15 protein-coding genes and 3 tRNA genes are annotated in these 14,945 nt (G+C 72.3%); 12 read left to right on the top strand and 6 right to left on the bottom strand.

The genetic code is table 11. The features are described 5' to 3' along the window. The first annotated feature begins 25 nt into the window (after positions 1-25). The 4 genes from ACSP50_RS43460 to ACSP50_RS21970 all read left to right on the top strand — a co-directional run bounded on the left by ACSP50_RS43460 (position 26) and on the right by ACSP50_RS21970 (position 4,072). Entirely contained in the window at positions 26-361 is a 336-nt protein-coding gene (locus ACSP50_RS43460) for a response regulator transcription factor (protein ID WP_014691471.1), read from the top strand. A gap of 334 nt (positions 362-695) precedes the next feature. Further along, complete coding sequence (locus ACSP50_RS21980; protein ID WP_014691470.1) at positions 696-2,699, top strand: NADPH-dependent 2,4-dienoyl-CoA reductase; 2,004 nt, start codon at positions 696-698, stop codon at positions 2,697-2,699. 15 nt (positions 2,700-2,714) lie between these two features. Then, positions 2,715-3,527, top strand: coding sequence for a crotonase/enoyl-CoA hydratase family protein (locus ACSP50_RS21975; RefSeq protein WP_014691469.1), 813 nt, complete (start codon positions 2,715-2,717; stop codon positions 3,525-3,527). Next, a complete protein-coding gene (locus tag ACSP50_RS21970) occupies positions 3,518-4,072 on the top strand; it encodes a PadR family transcriptional regulator (protein ID WP_014691468.1) in 555 nt (184 codons plus the stop codon). The genes ACSP50_RS21975 and ACSP50_RS21970 overlap by 10 nt, the downstream gene beginning before the upstream one ends. Here ACSP50_RS21970 and ACSP50_RS21965 read toward each other — a convergent pair. The 3 genes from ACSP50_RS21965 to ACSP50_RS21955 all read right to left on the bottom strand — a co-directional run bounded on the left by ACSP50_RS21965 (position 4,054) and on the right by ACSP50_RS21955 (position 7,274). Continuing rightward, positions 4,054-5,565, bottom strand: coding sequence for an IPT/TIG domain-containing protein (locus ACSP50_RS21965; RefSeq protein WP_014691467.1), 1,512 nt, complete (start codon positions 5,563-5,565; stop codon positions 4,054-4,056). The genes ACSP50_RS21970 and ACSP50_RS21965 overlap by 19 nt on opposite strands. A 50-nt stretch (positions 5,566-5,615) precedes the next feature. Beyond that, positions 5,616-6,626 carry an enoyl-CoA hydratase/isomerase family protein gene (locus ACSP50_RS21960; RefSeq protein WP_014691466.1) on the bottom strand — a complete coding sequence of 337 codons (1,011 nt, stop codon included), beginning with the start codon at positions 6,624-6,626 and terminating at the stop codon, positions 5,616-5,618. Between the two features lie 69 nt (positions 6,627-6,695). After that, positions 6,696-7,274 carry a TetR/AcrR family transcriptional regulator gene (locus ACSP50_RS21955; RefSeq protein WP_014691465.1) on the bottom strand — a complete coding sequence of 193 codons (579 nt, stop codon included), beginning with the start codon at positions 7,272-7,274 and terminating at the stop codon, positions 6,696-6,698. Positions 7,275-7,366: 92 nt separating this feature from the next. Between ACSP50_RS21955 and ACSP50_RS21950 the strand changes: the two genes are divergently transcribed. After that, a complete protein-coding gene (locus ACSP50_RS21950; RefSeq protein WP_014691464.1) occupies positions 7,367-7,813 on the top strand; it encodes a DUF1772 domain-containing protein in 447 nt (148 codons plus the stop codon). A 22-nt stretch (positions 7,814-7,835) separates the two neighbouring features. Here ACSP50_RS21950 and ACSP50_RS21945 read toward each other — a convergent pair whose 3' ends face one another. From ACSP50_RS21945 to ACSP50_RS21935, 3 genes are all read right to left on the bottom strand, one after another. Then, entirely contained in the window at positions 7,836-9,122 is a 1,287-nt protein-coding gene (locus tag ACSP50_RS21945) for an alpha-amylase family glycosyl hydrolase (protein WP_014691463.1), read from the bottom strand. 65 nt (positions 9,123-9,187) lie between these two features. Continuing rightward, entirely contained in the window at positions 9,188-10,399 is a 1,212-nt protein-coding gene (locus tag ACSP50_RS21940; RefSeq protein WP_014691462.1) for a glycosyltransferase, read from the bottom strand. 172 nt (positions 10,400-10,571) lie between these two features. After that, complete coding sequence (locus ACSP50_RS21935) at positions 10,572-10,991, bottom strand: hypothetical protein (RefSeq protein ID WP_014691461.1); 420 nt, start codon at positions 10,989-10,991, stop codon at positions 10,572-10,574. A 158-nt stretch (positions 10,992-11,149) separates the two neighbouring features. Between ACSP50_RS21935 and ACSP50_RS21930 the strand changes: the two genes are divergently transcribed. The 7 genes from ACSP50_RS21930 (at position 11,150) to ACSP50_RS21900 (ending at position 14,944) form a co-directional block, all read left to right on the top strand. Next, positions 11,150-11,740 (top strand): hypothetical protein, encoded by a 591-nt coding sequence (locus ACSP50_RS21930; protein ID WP_155123583.1) that lies wholly within the window; start codon positions 11,150-11,152, stop codon positions 11,738-11,740. Between the two features lie 67 nt (positions 11,741-11,807). Next, on the top strand, positions 11,808-12,728 hold the full coding sequence (locus ACSP50_RS21925) for a Nif3-like dinuclear metal center hexameric protein (RefSeq protein WP_014691459.1): 921 nt from the start codon (positions 11,808-11,810) through the stop codon (positions 12,726-12,728). A 31-nt stretch (positions 12,729-12,759) separates the two neighbouring features. Continuing rightward, positions 12,760-12,832: transfer RNA gene (locus ACSP50_RS21920), tRNA-Asp, on the top strand. 68 nt (positions 12,833-12,900) lie between these two features. Beyond that, a complete protein-coding gene (locus ACSP50_RS21915) occupies positions 12,901-13,176 on the top strand; it encodes a DUF4352 domain-containing protein (RefSeq protein ID WP_014691458.1) in 276 nt (91 codons plus the stop codon). Between the two features lie 19 nt (positions 13,177-13,195). Continuing rightward, positions 13,196-13,269: transfer RNA gene (locus tag ACSP50_RS21910), tRNA-Ala, on the top strand. 29 nt (positions 13,270-13,298) lie between these two features. Continuing rightward, positions 13,299-13,377 (top strand) — tRNA-Cys (locus ACSP50_RS21905). A gap of 19 nt (positions 13,378-13,396) precedes the next feature. Then, positions 13,397-14,944 carry an ankyrin repeat domain-containing protein gene (locus tag ACSP50_RS21900; protein WP_014691457.1) on the top strand — a complete coding sequence of 516 codons (1,548 nt, stop codon included), beginning with the start codon at positions 13,397-13,399 and terminating at the stop codon, positions 14,942-14,944. The last annotated feature ends 1 nt before the right edge of the window (position 14,945 follow it).

Genomic DNA, 14,945 nt, shown 5'->3' with positions numbered 1-14,945 from the left:
TCTTCACGAGAGTGAAAGATAAACGATGCGGGTCCTGGTGGTGGAGGATGAGCGTCGGCTCGCCGAGCTGGTGGCGCGCGGGCTGCGCGAGGCCGGGCGTTGCGCCGGCCGGGCCCGACGCAGCGTAACCGCCCGCGCCGCAGCCGGCCGGGGGATGCCAGCCCGGCACACCGCCGAGGTGCGGCACACCGGCGACGACGAGCTGCTGGCCCTGCACCGGCATTCCCACGAGTCGGCCGTGGCTGTGCTGCAGGCCGGTGACCTGCGGCTCGACCCCGGCGCCCGGCGGGTGTTCCGGGACGGCGCGGAGATCGAGCTGTCCGCCCGCGAGTTCGACATCCTGGCCCTGCTCATCATCTGAGCGCCCAGGCCGAGCAGCTCACCACCGCGGTCGGGCGGGGCGGGCCGCCGCCGGTCAGCCCGGGCACCACCTTCCAGCTGCTCGACGCCGGCAACCGGGTGGTGCCCGGCCTGCCCGGCCCGCGGCGGCCCCCTGCGCGCCGCGGCCACCACTTGGCCGCACTGCCGGCGGACCGGCCACGGGTGGCCGCGGACCGGCTGTTCACCGCTGCCGGCATCCGCCCGGCGATGCAGCCGGGCCTGGTTGCGGGGCCGGTGGTGCCGCTGGACACTCCCGGACCGGACCGGTGATAGTCACTTTCTTTAGTATGCAACTGTTTGTATAGTCGCGGCCTATGAGCCGCTATCCGACGCTGCTGAGCCCGCTCGACCTCGGCCACACCGTGTTGCGCAACCGGGTGGTGATGGGCTCGATGCACACCAAGCTCGAGGACCGCGAGCAGGACCTGCCGAAACTCGCCGCCTACTTCGCCGAGCGGGCCAAGGGCGGGGTGGGCCTGATGGTGACCGGCGGGTACGCGCCGACCTGGCGGGGCTGGCTGGCGCCGTTCGGCAGCAAGATGACCAGCGGACGGCACGCCGACAAGCACCGCGTGGTCACCGACGCGGTGCACGAGCACGACGGGAAGATCCTGCTGCAGGTCCTGCACGCGGGCCGGTACTCGTACCATCCGTTCAGCCTCGGCGCGTCGGCGAAGAAGTCGCCGATCACCCCGTTCCGGCCGCGGGCCATGTCGGCGCGGCAGGTCGACGCGACGGCGACCGCGTTCGCCCGGGCCGCGCGGCTGGCCCGCCGTGCCGGGTACGACGGCGTCGAGATCATGGGTTCCGAGGGCTACCTGATCAACCAGTTCCTGGCCGCCCGGACCAACGACCGCACCGACGCCTGGGGCGGCTCGGCCGCGAAGCGGATGCGCTTCCCGCTGGAGATCGTCCGGCGGACCCGCGAGCTGGCCGGCGACGACTTCATCGTGCAGTACCGGATCAGCCTGCTGGACCTGGTCGACGACGCCCAGTCCTGGGAGGAGACGGTCGAGCTCGCCCGCGGCCTGCAGGAGGCCGGGGTGTCGCTGTTCAACACCGGGATCGGCTGGCACGAGGCGCGGGTGCCGACGATCGTCACCTCGGTGCCGGCCGGCGCCTTCACCTGGGTGACCCGCAAGCTGCGCGACGAGGTGACGATCCCGGTCATCGCCTCCAACCGGATCAACCGGCCGGAGGCTGCCGAGCAGATCCTCGCGGCCGGAGACGCCGACCTGGTGTCGATGGCCCGGCCGCTGCTGGCCGACGCGGACTGGGTGGTCAAGGCCGAGCAGGGCCGGGAACGCGAGATCATCACGTGCATAGCGTGCAACCAGGCCTGCCTGGACCACACCTTCAAGAACACCCGGGCGTCCTGCATGCTGAACCCGCGGGCCGGGCACGAGACCGAACTCGTGCTGCTGCCGACCCGTACCGTCAAGCGTTGTGCGGTCGTCGGAGCCGGGCCGGCGGGGCTGGCGGCGGCGGTCGAGCTGGCCGGGCGCGGACACAGCGTGGAGCTGTTCGAGGCGGGCGAGTCGATCGGCGGGCAGTTCCGGCTCGCGGCGCGCATTCCGGGCAAGGAGGAGTTCGCGCGGACCCTCGACTACTACCGGCACATGATCGACGTTCGCGGGGTGAAGCTGCACCTCGGGGTGCGGGCCACCGTGACGGACCTGGCCGGCTTCGACGAGGTGGTGCTCGCCACCGGCGTGACACCGAGGATCCCGCAGATTGCCGGCATCGACCACCCGTCGGTCCTGACCTACCAGCAGCTGGTGGAGGGTGCGCCGGCCGGGGAGCGGGTGGCGATCATCGGCGCCGGCGGCATCGGCTTCGACATCGGCGAGTTCCTGCTGCACGACCAGAACGAGCCGCTCGACGACTGGATGCGGCGCTGGGGCGTCACCGACCCGGCGGCGGAGCGCGGCGGGCTGACCACCGCCGTCAAGCCCTCCGTCCGGCGCAAGGTCTACCTGCTGCAGCGCAAGGAGACCGCGCTCGGCAAGGGCCTGGGCAAGACGACCGGCTGGGTGCACCGGGCGACGCTGCAGCAGTCCGGCGTGACCATGCTGCGCGGGGTGTCCTACCAGAAGATCGACGACGCCGGGCTGCACCTCACCGTCGGCGAGAAGGCCCAGGTCCTCGCGGTGGACACGGTCGTGCTGTGCGCCGGTCAGGACTCGGTCCGCGATCTCGTCGCGCCGCTCACCGACCGCGGCGTGACGGTCCACGTGATCGGCGGCGCGGACGTCGCGGCCGAGCTCGACGCCAAGCGGGCCATCAAACAGGCCACCGAGCTCGCCGCTTCGGTCTGATCCAGAGGGAAGATCATGGGATACGTCAGCCTCACCATCGACAACGGCATCGCCCAGGTACGTCTCAACCGGCCGGAGAAGTTGAACGCCCTGGTCCTGGACACCCTGCACGAGCTGATCGCGGTTGCCCGCCGGTTGCGCCGCGACCGCTCGGTCCGCGCCGTCGTGATCGCCGGGGAGGGCCCGTCGTTCAGTGCCGGCCTCGACATCGCCGGCACCCTGAAATCCCCGGCCCGGGTCGTGCGTGCCTTCGTCCCGGTCCCCTGGCGCGGCACCAACCTGTTCCAGGAGGCCTGCTGGGCGTGGCGGCGGATCCCGGTCCCGGTGATCGCCGCGGTCCACGGGCACTGCTACGGCGGCGGCATCCAGATCGCGCTCGCCGCCGACCTGCGCTTCGCCACCCCGGACTCGCAGTGGTCGGTCCTGGAGGGCAAGTGGGGCATCATCCCCGACATGTCCGGCATCCGCAGCCTCACCGAGGTGGTCGGCCTGGACGTCGCCAAGCGGCTCACCATGACCGCCGAGCGGTTCAGCGGCGCCCGGGCGGCCGAGCTGGGCATCGTCACCGAGCTCGCCGACGATCCGGTGAAGGCGGCCACCGCGTTCGCCGAAAGCCTGCTGGCCAAGTCACCGGACGCGATCGCCGCCGCGAAACGCCTGCTCAACGGAGCGGTGACGAGCAGCGCCCGGCGCACCTTCGCCCGTGAACGCTGGGAGCAGATCCGGCTGCTGCGGCTGCCCAACACCGCGATCCTGCGCCGCGCCGTGCTCGCCAAGGCCACCCCGGAGTTCCGGCCCCGGGCCCGTAGGATGCGTCCGTGGCACTGAGGAACGCCGTTCTCGCGGCGCTGATCGACCGCGAGTCCTCTGGGTACGACCTGGCCAAACGCTTCCGGGTCTCGGTCGCCAACTTCTGGACCGCCACGCCGCAGCAGCTCTACCGGGAACTCGACCGGATGGAGTCCGAGGGGCTGCTCGCGGCGCGGCTGGTCAAGCAGGACAGGCGGCCCGACAAGCGGATCTTCTCGGTCACCGAGGCGGGCCGGGCCGCGCTGCTCGACTTCACCCGGCAGGAGCCGAAACCGACCACGGTCCGCGACGAGCTGCTGGTCCAGGTGGAGGCGCTGGCCTGGGCCGACCCGGCCAGCGTCCGGTCCTCGATCGAGGCGCGGATCGAGCAGAGTCGCCGGCGGCTGACCGCGTACGAGCAGATGGTGGTGGAGATCCTGGGAAGCCGGAGCCACGCGGAGTTCCTCGCCACCGGAAACCGGATCGGCCCCTACCTGACGCTCCAGCGGGGCATCAGCTTCGAGCGGGAGAACATCACCTGGGGTGAGCTCGCCCTCCAGGTGCTTCAGTCCAGGTCGATGTAGTTGAAGACGGCGGCCGGGGTGAACCGGCTGGCGGTGCCGGTGCTGGCGGTGAACGACACCCAGACCGGGCCGGCCGTGGTCGCCGGCGGCGTCACGCACAGGTAGGTGACGAAGGTGCCGGTGCCCTGCCTGGTGCAGGACGCCTCCTTACCGCCGAACGTGAAGCCGGTCGCGCCGCCCAGCTCCCCGCCGGCGATCTTCACGGTGACCTTGGTGCCGCCGGCCAGCGTGTCGGTGGTCGCCGACAGGTTCACCACGACCGGGGCGTAACTCACCGTCACCGGCTTGCCCGGCACCCCGTCGTGCAGCAGGGTCACCGGGGCCGTCGCCGCGGCCGAGGCCGGCATCGGCACCTTCACGTGGGTGGCGTCCACCCAGACCGGGACGACCTTCGAGGTGCCGACCGTGGCGCTGATCGCCTGCGTGCCGAACTCCTTCGGGGTCGCGCCGACCGTCCCGCCGGTCACCGTCAGCGTGACCGTGCCGCCGGAGGCCTTCGCCACCGCGCCGGCGGGAACTTCCAGGCCCAGAGGCGTGCGGTACGTGACGGTCCCGCTCACCGAGCCACCCGCGCTCTTCACCACGACCGGGGCCGCCCCGTTCGCGCCCTCCGGCACCACCGCGGTGATCTGGGTGGCCGACTTGACCGTGAAGCTGGTCGCGTTCCTGCCGCCGAAGGTGACCGATGCCGGGTCGTCGCTGGCCACGTCGGTGAAGCCGTTCCCGGTGATCGTCACCGTCTCGCCGCCCGCGGTGGACACCTTGGCCGGCAACACCCCGCTCAGCAGCGGCGCGTAGCGGATCGTCGACTCGGACGGGGTGCCGGCCACCCCGTCGTGGGTCAGCGTCAGCTTCATCGCGCCGAACTTCGTGCCGGCCGGCACGGTCACCTTGACGTGCGCCTCGTCGGTCCAGGCCACCGTCGCGGTGGCGTCCCCGACCTTCGCGGTCACCTTCTCGGTGGTGAAGGCCGCGGCGGTGGCGCCCACGGTGCCGCCGGTCACGGTGACCGGGACGACGGTGCCGCCCTTCGCCCCGGTCACCGCCTCGAACCGGGCACCCAGCGGCGCCCGGAACCCGAAGCTCACCGTCCCGCTGCTGCTGCCCACCGTGTTGGTGACGGTCACCTTGACCGCGCCGTTCGTCCCGGCCGGGGTGACCGCGGTCAGCCGGGTGTCCGACACGACGGCGAACGAGGCCGCGTTGAGGTCACCGAACTTCACCGCGGCCGGGTTCGTCAGGTCCAGCGACGAGAACCCGGAACCGGTGACCGTGACCGTGGTGCCGCCCGCGGTGGTGCCGCTCGGCGGGGTGACCGCGGTCGCGGTCGGCGCCTTGGTCACCGGCTTCGCGGTCCCCGGGGTGTCGGCCAGAACGCTGACCGGGACACCCGGCGCCGCGCCGGCGGCGATCGGGTAGGCGAGGCTGACAGCGGTGGCGGTGGCGGCGGCGACGGTGAGAGCGGCCCGGCGCGCGTGCTTCTTGGTGGCCATGGAAGACAACGGTCGGTGCGGCTGAGTGTGGAAGCGGTCGCCTCCGGTTGCTAACGGGTTGCTTCGAACACCTCGTCGACGGTCTCCGGCCGCACCTCGGCGAGGGACGACGGCCGCCAGCGCGGATTGCGGTCCTTGTCGATGATCTGCGCCCGGATCCCCTCCGCCAGGTCCGGCAGCCGCAGCATGGCCGCCGACAGCCGCAGCTCCTGCCCCAGCGCGGCGCGCAGATCGGGCAGGCGCGCTGCCGTCCGCAGCGAACGCAGGGTGATCGTCAGGGCGGTGGGGGAGCGGGTGCCGATCTCCTTGGCGGCCGCCTGCGCGCCCGGGGCCGGGTGCCGGGCCAGCCGGTCCACGATCTCGATCACCGAGTCCCCCCGGTAGCAGACGTCGATCCACTCCCGGGCCGTGGCGAACTCACCCGGCGGCGGCTCGGCCGTGAAGGCCCGCACCCCCTGCCCCTGTTCCAGCGCCGCGACCAGCGCGGGCAGGCGCTCGGACGGGACGAAGAAGTCGGCGAGCCCGGCCGCGATCCCGTCCGCCGCCCCCACCGCGGAGCCGGTCAGCGCCAGATGCGTGCCCAGCTCGCCGGGCGCCCGGGAGAGCAGCCAGGAGCCGCCGACGTCCGGGTGCATGCCGATGCCCACCTCGGGCATCGCCAGCCGGGACCGCTCCGTCACCACCCGCACCGACGCGTGCGCCGAGACACCGATCCCGCCACCCATCACGAGACCGTCCATCAGCGCCACGACCGGCTTCGGATACTCCGCGATCGTCGCGTTCAACTCGTACTCGTCAGCCCAGAACCGGATCGACCCGCTGCCCCCGGACACCGCGTCCGCGTGGATCGCCCGGATGTCACCGCCGGCGCAGAGCCCGCGCTCACCCGCTCCCGTGATCAGCACGGCCCGCACGGTGTCCGACGCCGCCCACCCGGCCAGAGCCCGGCGCATGATCGCCACCATGCCGGCGGTGAGCGCGTTGATCGCCCGCGGCCGATTCAGGACCAGGTGCCCGAGGCCTTCCCGGACCTCGACGATCACTTCCTCATCGGTACCCATGATCTTGTTATAGCCCCCCCCGCGCCGCGACAGCGTCCGGCAGGCACGGCGTGGCGGTGATCGCCGGGGTCAGAGCACGGCGAGCCGGTCGACCAGCAGTTCCACTCTCGCCTCGGCGAACGCGGGCAACAACCGGCCGGTGCGGGTCAGGGTGGCCAGGCCGTGCAGCGACGACCAGAAGACCTCGGTGAACAGGCCCTTGTCGACCCCGTCCCCGGCGACCTCACCCAGGGTTTCCCGCAGCGCGGCGAAGGCGTCCCTGAGCGGCGCCGGGGTGTCCTGGCGCCCATACGCCAGGCCGCCGTCCAGGAGGAACAGCGCGTCGTAGACCGCCGGATGGCGCGCGGCGAAGTCGAGGTAGGCGCGGGCCAGGGCGGTGACCCGGGCTCGCGGGTCGTCCGTCGCGTCCGTCGCGGCCCGGACATGGGCGGCCATCTCGGTGGCGCCCTGCAGGGCGACCGCGCCGATGATCTCCCGTTTGCCGCGGAAGTGGCTGTAGAGGACGGGCTGGCTGTACTCGATGCGCTCGGCGAGCCGGCGGGTGGTGACCGCCTCCCAGCCCATCTGCTCGGCGAGCTCCCGGGCGGTCGCCACGATGAGGCGCTCGCGGACGGCCCGTTCCCGCTGCTTGCGTTCTGTTACCGACACGGGCCGATCCTAGCACTGCTAGACATGGGATCGATGACAATGCTAGCCTCGATCCGAAAGCTAGCGCCGCTAGATACCTGGAGAGGTTCGCCATGCTCAACGCTCTGGAAGTCATCACCACCGTGGTCGTCGGCCTGATGGTGGGGGTCGAGTTCTCCGTCGCCTTCGTCATGAACCCGATCCTGGACGCCCTCCCCGAGGACAGCGGCCAGCTCGGCCACGCACACGGCGGCCGGATGCTCGGTCGGCTGATGCCGTTCTGGTACATCGGCTCGGTCGTGCTGATCGCGATCTGGGCGGTGGCCGGCCGGCGGCACGACGGTGACGGGCTCGTCGTCACCGCCGCCGGGCTGCTGATCGTCAGCGTGCTCATGTCGGTGCTGCTCCTGGTCCCGATCAACAACCGCAACCGGACCTGGACGCCGGAGACCCGGCCGGCCGACTGGAAGCAGCAGCTGAACCGGTGGCTGCGCTACCACTACGGCCGGCTCGCCGTCATCCTCGCCGCCTTCACGGTGCTGGTCACCGCCCTGGTCTGAGCGCCACGGCGGGTGGCCGGCGTCAGCCCCGCAGGATCGACCAGCCGGGGCCGGGGACGAGGGTGCCGGTGCCGCCGGAGGACTCGACGACGCGGGCGGGGCCGAGGTCCAAGGGGAAGTCGTGGCCGTGGTCGGCGGCGTTCAGCAGCACGATGAGGCGGTCGGGGCCGGCGGACACCTCGTACGCCAGTTGTTTGTTGGTGAGGTGCAAAGGTTTCGTGGTGGCGCGGTGCAGCCACGGGAATCGGCGGCGCAGGCTGATCAGCTGCTGGTGCAGGTGGAAGGTGGGCTCGCCGAACGGGGCCAGATCCGCCGGGGTCGCGGGGAAGGCCGGGCGGATCTCGTCGTCGCCGAACTCGATGTCGCGTTTGACGCCGGTGAAGGCCTGCTCGTCGCCGGCGTAGACGCTGGGCACGCCGCCGACGGTGAACAGGACGGCCAGGGCCAGGCCGAGATGGCGCGGCTCGGTCAGGGCGCTGGCGATCCGGGTGACGTCGTGATTGCCGACGAAGGTCAGCGGGGGGAAATCGGCGCCGAACGCGTCGTGCCGCTCCAACGCCCAGGCCAACTCGAAGAAGTTCAGGTCGTTCAGACTGGACCGGATCGCCTTCCACAGCTCGTACTGCGTCACGGAATCGAGGCCGCCGTCACGCACGAAAGCCGGATAGTCGCCGTGGATCACCTCACCCACGAACCAGCCGCCGTCGATGCTCCCGGCGGTCGCCCGCCAGAACGGCAGCGGCACCGCATAGGCCGCGTCGAGACGCCAGCCGTCCGCGCCGAACTCCCGCCAGTGCCGCATCACCCCGGCGACGTAGTCGACGACGGCCGGCTCATCGTGATTGAGGGCGACCAGATGGTGGTGACCCTCGAAATCGGCATGGTCGAACCCGCCGTCGTCGTTGTAGGAAAGACGAAACCAGTTGGCGTACGCCGAATCGCGCCCCCGGTCGAGCACGTCCCGGAACGGGCCGAAACCGCGCCCCACGTGATTGAACACGCCGTCGAACAGCACCCGGATCCCGCGCCGACGACACTCGTCGAGCAGCCACCGCAGATCGTCCGTGGTGCCCAACCGCGGATCGACCCGGTAGTGGTCGACCGTGTCGTAGCCGTGCGTCTCCGCCGCGAAGACCGGCCCCAACGCCAGACCGTTGCAGCCCAGCTCCACCAGATAGTCCAGCCACGGCGCGAAACGCCGCAGCCGCGGCACCGGCGCGGCATCCGGTGGCAGCGCCGCCCGCTCAGCCCCCAGGAACGTGAGGGGATGCGCGTGCCACCAGATCACGTGCTCGACCCAGTCGTTCATCGTGAAGCGTCTCCGATCCGGTTGGCCCGAGGGACAACGTACCCGCCGGGCCACCGGACGACATCTCAGAACTCGCCGCTCAGCAGCATCCCCGCGGCGACCGCCGCGCCGTCGGTGCGGATCGTGCCGCCCACCTCGGCGGCCCGTGCCCGGACATCCGCACCCAGTGCCGTGGCCAGCGCCGCGGACAGCGACCCGACCGTGGGGGAGCGGCCCTCGTGTGCCACCCCGATGCCGAGCTCGGCGATCCGCTCCGCCGACATCGTCTGGTCGGCGATCTGCGGCACCACCACCTGCGGCGTCCCCGACCGGCTCGCCGCGGTCGTCGTCCCGGCCCCGCCGTGGTGCACGATCGCGGCCACCCGGGGGAACAGCGCCTGCTGGTTCACCTCGCCCACCACCAGGCAGTCGGCGCCGTCGTCGAGCGCGGACAGGCCGGCCCAGCCCCGGTTGATCAGCACCCGGCGGCCCCGCGCGCGGATCGCCTCGACGGCGACCCGGCCGATGTCGGCCGGCAGGTACGAGGCGATGCTGCCGAAACCCACGTACACCGGCGGCTCGCCGGCATCCAGGAACGCGGTCAGCTCGGCCGGCAGCGGACGGTCGTCCGGCCGGATCCACGCGCCGGTCTGCACCACGTCCAGGTCGGTGGTGTCCGCCCACGGGCACAGCACCGGGTCGGCGGCCAGCAACGGCCGGTCGGTGAAGACGTACGACCGGATGTCCTCGACCGGCGGCATCCCGAGCGCCGCCCGGTGCCGGTTCTCCGGCTCCGCGTACAGGGCGTTGATCCGGTCCGCGTCCTCCTTCCACAGCACCCGCGGATCGGTCTCCTGCGCCGCCGACTGCACCCCGGGCCGGGTGCCCGGCCGGCGGTGCCGCGACGGCAGCCCGTACACGTGGAAGCAGGCCATCGCATACCGGACGCCCAGGTGGTCGGCGACCGAGCGGACACCGGACGGCATCAACCCGGTCGCCAGCAGCGCCTCGGCCCCCTTCGCCACCCGGCCCAGCGTCTCGAACCGGGCCGCGACCAGATCCGCCGCCAGCCGGAACGCGTCCTGCGCCGACGGCGGCCGGCTGCCGGCCACCACCGAACCCACCGCCGGCCCCAGCGGCACGTGCTCGGCGCCCACCCCGTTCAGCAGCGTCGTGAACTCCTCATCCGGCGGCGCGCAGACCTGCACCTCGGCCCCCTGTGCCCGCAACTGGAACGCCAGCGCGGCCAGTGGTTCGACATCGCCCCGCGAACCCCAGGTGCTCAACACCACACGCATCTTCCCGGCCCCCATTCAACGATTGCGGCAGCCAGTGTGCGCCGGTGACGGGGTCTTGCGGCAAGCCCACCCATGCGATATACGTTAAAGTGGGAGATGGCGGTATTCCACGAGCTGTTTCCGCTTCGCGAGTTGTTTCCGCTTAGCGGATCCCTTCGTCACCGGTGGCCCGTCACCGGTGGCCGGCGAGCGCCAGGGCGGTGTCCAGTTCCCGCAGCTTGGCCGGGGACAGCGTGCCGATCCTCTCCACCAGCGAGTCGACGCTGACGGTCGCCTCCCAGGTGCAGAAGACCTTCCCCTCCCGGGGCAGGGCCAGCCGGACCACACCGCTGCGTGGCAGGCCCTCCTCGGCTCCGAGGAAGACCTCGATGCCGCCGGCCCGCGTATCCGGTCCGGCAGCCGCGAGGATCCGGCACCGCTCGTCGGCGTCGACCGCTTGCGCGCCGGACAACAGGACGAACCCGATCTTCTGCGCCGGCGTGGCCGGTTCGACGACCTGCACCGCCGCGAACGCCGGCCCGGGGCCGCCCGAAAGCAGCACGACGGGCTGTTTCCCGTCGATCTCAGCCCACCAGACCTCGCCGCGCTCCACATGTCCTCCCGGGTGCGGTCCCGCTCAGCGCCGCCCGCCCGAACCGCGATGCCATTGTGCACCGCCGGCGCTGGCGGCCGCCGGGTTCGCGCAGGCGCTCGGCAACCGGTCCGGGATCCGAGTCGCGATAGTCGATCATCGAGCGGCATACTCGGCCGGTGCGCCGCCCGATGAGTCTTGCCGTCTCCGCCGGTGTCGCGGTCGCCTGTGGACTGGCCGCCGTCGCCGTCACCGCTTCGTCCCGCCGTGCCGGCCCCGGGGCCGGCACGGCCACGGTGGCCGCTGTCGCCGTCAGCACCGGCGCTCCGGTCCGGCCGGCCCTCTGCGACGCCGCGCGGCCCGCCCCGCGCGACCCGTTCCCGTTCAACCCGGACGCCGCCGGCCGTGACCGGCTGCTCCCCTTCGTCGACCTGCTCGGCAACGGCGCCACCTTCACCGGCGGCGCCGGGTACTTCGGGCCGCTGGACGCCGCCGGGCTGGCCGCGCTCCTCGACGGGAAGTGGCTGGACCCGGACGACCGGCAGAACGCCGCCCCGTCGGCCTGGGACATCTTCCGGTTCGTCTGCGACCACCCGGGCACCCACGCGCAGGGTTACGCGGTCAGCCCGGACCGGGACGACTACCGGGTGTCCCTGGAGACCGTCTGGGCGCCGCGGATCGACGACGCGCTGCGCGCCGACGCGACCAGGTTCTGCGCCGACGCGGACGCCATCGAGACCTCCGACCACCTGGAGTGCTTCTGGGACTGATCGGCGGCCGGCCCCTTCGGGCGATATCTGCCGGGACGAACAGGACGGCAACCTCTACAGTGCGTCGATGGTGACGAAGCTCGATCTCGTGTGTGCCGCCCTCGACGCGCTCTTCGACCTTGACACGGCGGCCCCCGACGCGGCGATGAGCCGGCATGTCCCGCGGGTGTACGACGAGGCCGGAGTCGACTGGCGGGCGTTCGTCGAGCCGCGTTTCGCGCAACGATTCAACGGGTTGATGCACCGCGGGCATCCCTCGGTGGGTGCCGTCCACGGCGCCTGCCTGCCGTCGGCGCAGGTGCTGGACGACTGGCTCTCCGTCGCGCGGACCGGTGACTTGTTGATCACTCACCATCCCATCGACATACGGAACGGCTCGCCCGAACACGACACCTGGGCGGAGGGTTTCGTGCCGATCGCCGACGCGCACCGGCTGGCCATCGTCGAGCGTCAACTGTCGATGTACTCCTGCCACGCGCCGATGGACACCTCGGTGCGGGTCGGTACCGCCGCGGCGATCGTGGAGGGCCTGGGCGGCACCGCGGTGGACTATTTCTGGCCGTACGACGAGGGTTACGCAGGGCATGTCGCGGACATCGCGCCCACGACGACCGACCTGCTCGTGCGCCGTGCCCGCGAACTGTTCGGCCTGGACCTCGTCGAAGTGGAAGGCCGGTCACGCGACGACATCACCCGCATCGCCGTCGTCGGTGGCGTCGGCGACCACGTCGATCAGATGGCCGAGGCGGAGAGGCTCGGTGCTCAGGCCTACCTGACCGGCGAGCTGCATGTGCGCATCGAGGGTGACTACGGCCGCCGCAAGTTCGCCGACGTGCAGAACTTCGCCGCCACGACCGGCATGACCTTGATCGGGGTGTCCCACGCGGCCAGCGAACACCTCGTCATGGAGACCCAGCTGGCTCGCTGGTTCACGGGGACGCTGGGCCTCACCCTGCACCCGATCCGCGAAACCGACTGGTGGCGGTAGGCCGTCGGGCTGATACGCTCCCGGCGCGGTGGGATCGGTAGTGCAGAGGTCGGCACGTCGCCCTGTCAAGGCGGAGGACGCCGGTTCGAATCCGGCTCGGTCCCATCGCCCTCGGCGTACTCGTCCTCTGGGCGGGGCGTATCTGAACAAGACCGCCCGGGGCAGGTTCTGCGTGGTCAGCCTGTCGGTGCGCAATGTCGGCGATCGGGCGCAGATGTTCTCCGGCAGCAACCAGAAGGCGCTGGATTCCGCCGGCACCGAGTTCCAGAACGACGGGGCCGCCGAAATGGACGCCGACGACCACGCGGACACGTTCCTCAACGACATCAACCCCGGCAACCGGGTCAGTGCGAAGGTCGTCTTCGACGTGCCGCGCAGCACCACGCTGACCCGGATCGAGTGGCACGACTCCGCCCGGTCCCGTGGCGTCAAGGTCGCCCCGAGGTAGGTAGGCTGCGGGCGCGGCGGGGCCGGTAGCGCAGCTGGTCGACGCACACCGTTCGCATCGGTGGGGACGCCGGTTCGAATCCGGCTCGGCTCCGCCGCCCTCGATCGCTACACTCCCCCCTTGGCGTGCCGTAGCGCAGAGGTCGTCGCATCGCCCTGCACAGGCGAAGGACGCCGGTTCGAATCCGGCCGGCCGCCACCACGAGGACGGGCGGGGCACGGTGGATCTGGGACGGCGGCGGGACCGCGACGACTATGCGCGGCGGATGGCGTACGCGTCGCCCGGTGGCATGATCGCCCGGGCGACCGCGGCGCGGCTGGCCGGTGACTGGCGGGCCGCGTGCGCCGCGGCGATGGTCGACGTGCGCTTCGAGCCGGCCGCGGTGCGGGACCGGTTCGGTGCCGCAGCGACCGCGGCGATCGAGGACGATCTCGCCGGACTGGCCCCTGACCTGCTGCGTCGCCACCTGCCGGTGGACACCTGGGGGCGGTGGCCGTCCCGGGCCCGGGTGGTGCTGTCGAGCCGTCCGGAGCCGTTCCGCGAGCGCCGCTTTCTCGCCCGCCGGCGTCCGCGGGTTCCGGTGCTGGTCGCGACGCTCCCGCGGGACGGGCTGGTCGCCCGGCGGGTCACCCTCGAGGTGGTCGACGTCCACGAGCTGTCCGGGGTCTGGGTGGATCTGCCGGCCTGGGCCTGGCACGCGGACGCGATCGAGGGGCGCCGCTGGGCCTACGGGGCCTCGGCGGCACGTCTGCCCTGGCACTTCGCGGACGGCACGGCGTACCCGCAGGGAACCGTGACCGACGGGACCGATCGCGCCGGCGAGTTCGAGCGCCTTCTCGGCCCGATAGATCAGGATCGCAGGACGGAGTGGTACGCCGCGGCCGGCATCGCCGTGCCCGATCCGCACCGCGACGCCTGGATCGTGCAGCGGCTCGCCGGTCTGCAGGATCGGCTGCCGGTCGCCGCGGCCGAGGCCCGCCGGCTGATCGAACGGTACCCGGAGCGCACCGGCGGCCTGTTGCGCGCCCCGCAGTGGCTCGACGTGCGGCTGACCGCCGCCCCGGGGGGACTGTTCCGCGCCGAGCCGGCGGACCGGGTCGCCGGTGAGCCGGGCGGCGGGCCGGCCGCGTTCGGCGTCGCCGCGCCCCGGGACGCCGCGCTGCTGCGCTGGGGCATGATCGGCCCGGATCAGCTGCATCCGCTCGTGCACGAGGCGCTGTTCCCGGGCCGGGTCCAGCACTGGCAGCCGATCGAGCACCGGCCACGCCGGACGTTCCGGGTGCTGTGCGGCGGCCGGTGGCATCCGGTCGAGGCGGCCGGGGCGAGCCTGCGCATCCTGCACCCCGACCATCCGGTGACACCGAACGGGTGCACGGCCGCGGTCGACCGGTTCCGCACCGCCGGCGCCGGCACCCCGAAGAAGGTGCGCCGGCTGCGCCAGCGGGTGTTCGAGCGGATCGTGCACGGGGACACCGACGCGGTGCTGGCCGATCTGGCGGCCGGCTGTGATCCGTTGCTGCGCGACCAGCACGGCCGGACGCTGCTGCACTACATCGCGAACGTCGAGCATGAGCGGGTGCTGCCGGTGCTGCTGGCCGCCGGCCTGTCGCTCGCCGACCGGGACTACGACGGCCGCACCCCGCTGCATGTGGCCGCCCTGTCGGCGGACACCGGGGCGATGGCCGCGCTGATCGCCGCCGGCGCCGACGAGAACGCCTTCGACGGCCGCGGTTCGACCGCCGCCCAGGTCCGGCGGGTCGGGTCCTGAC

The organism is Actinoplanes sp. SE50/110 (assembly GCF_900119315.1).
GTDB lineage: Bacteria > Actinomycetota > Actinomycetes > Mycobacteriales > Micromonosporaceae > Actinoplanes.
The sequence above is the reverse complement of the archived record's forward strand: the minus strand, read 5'-3'. Positions and strand labels throughout refer to the sequence as shown.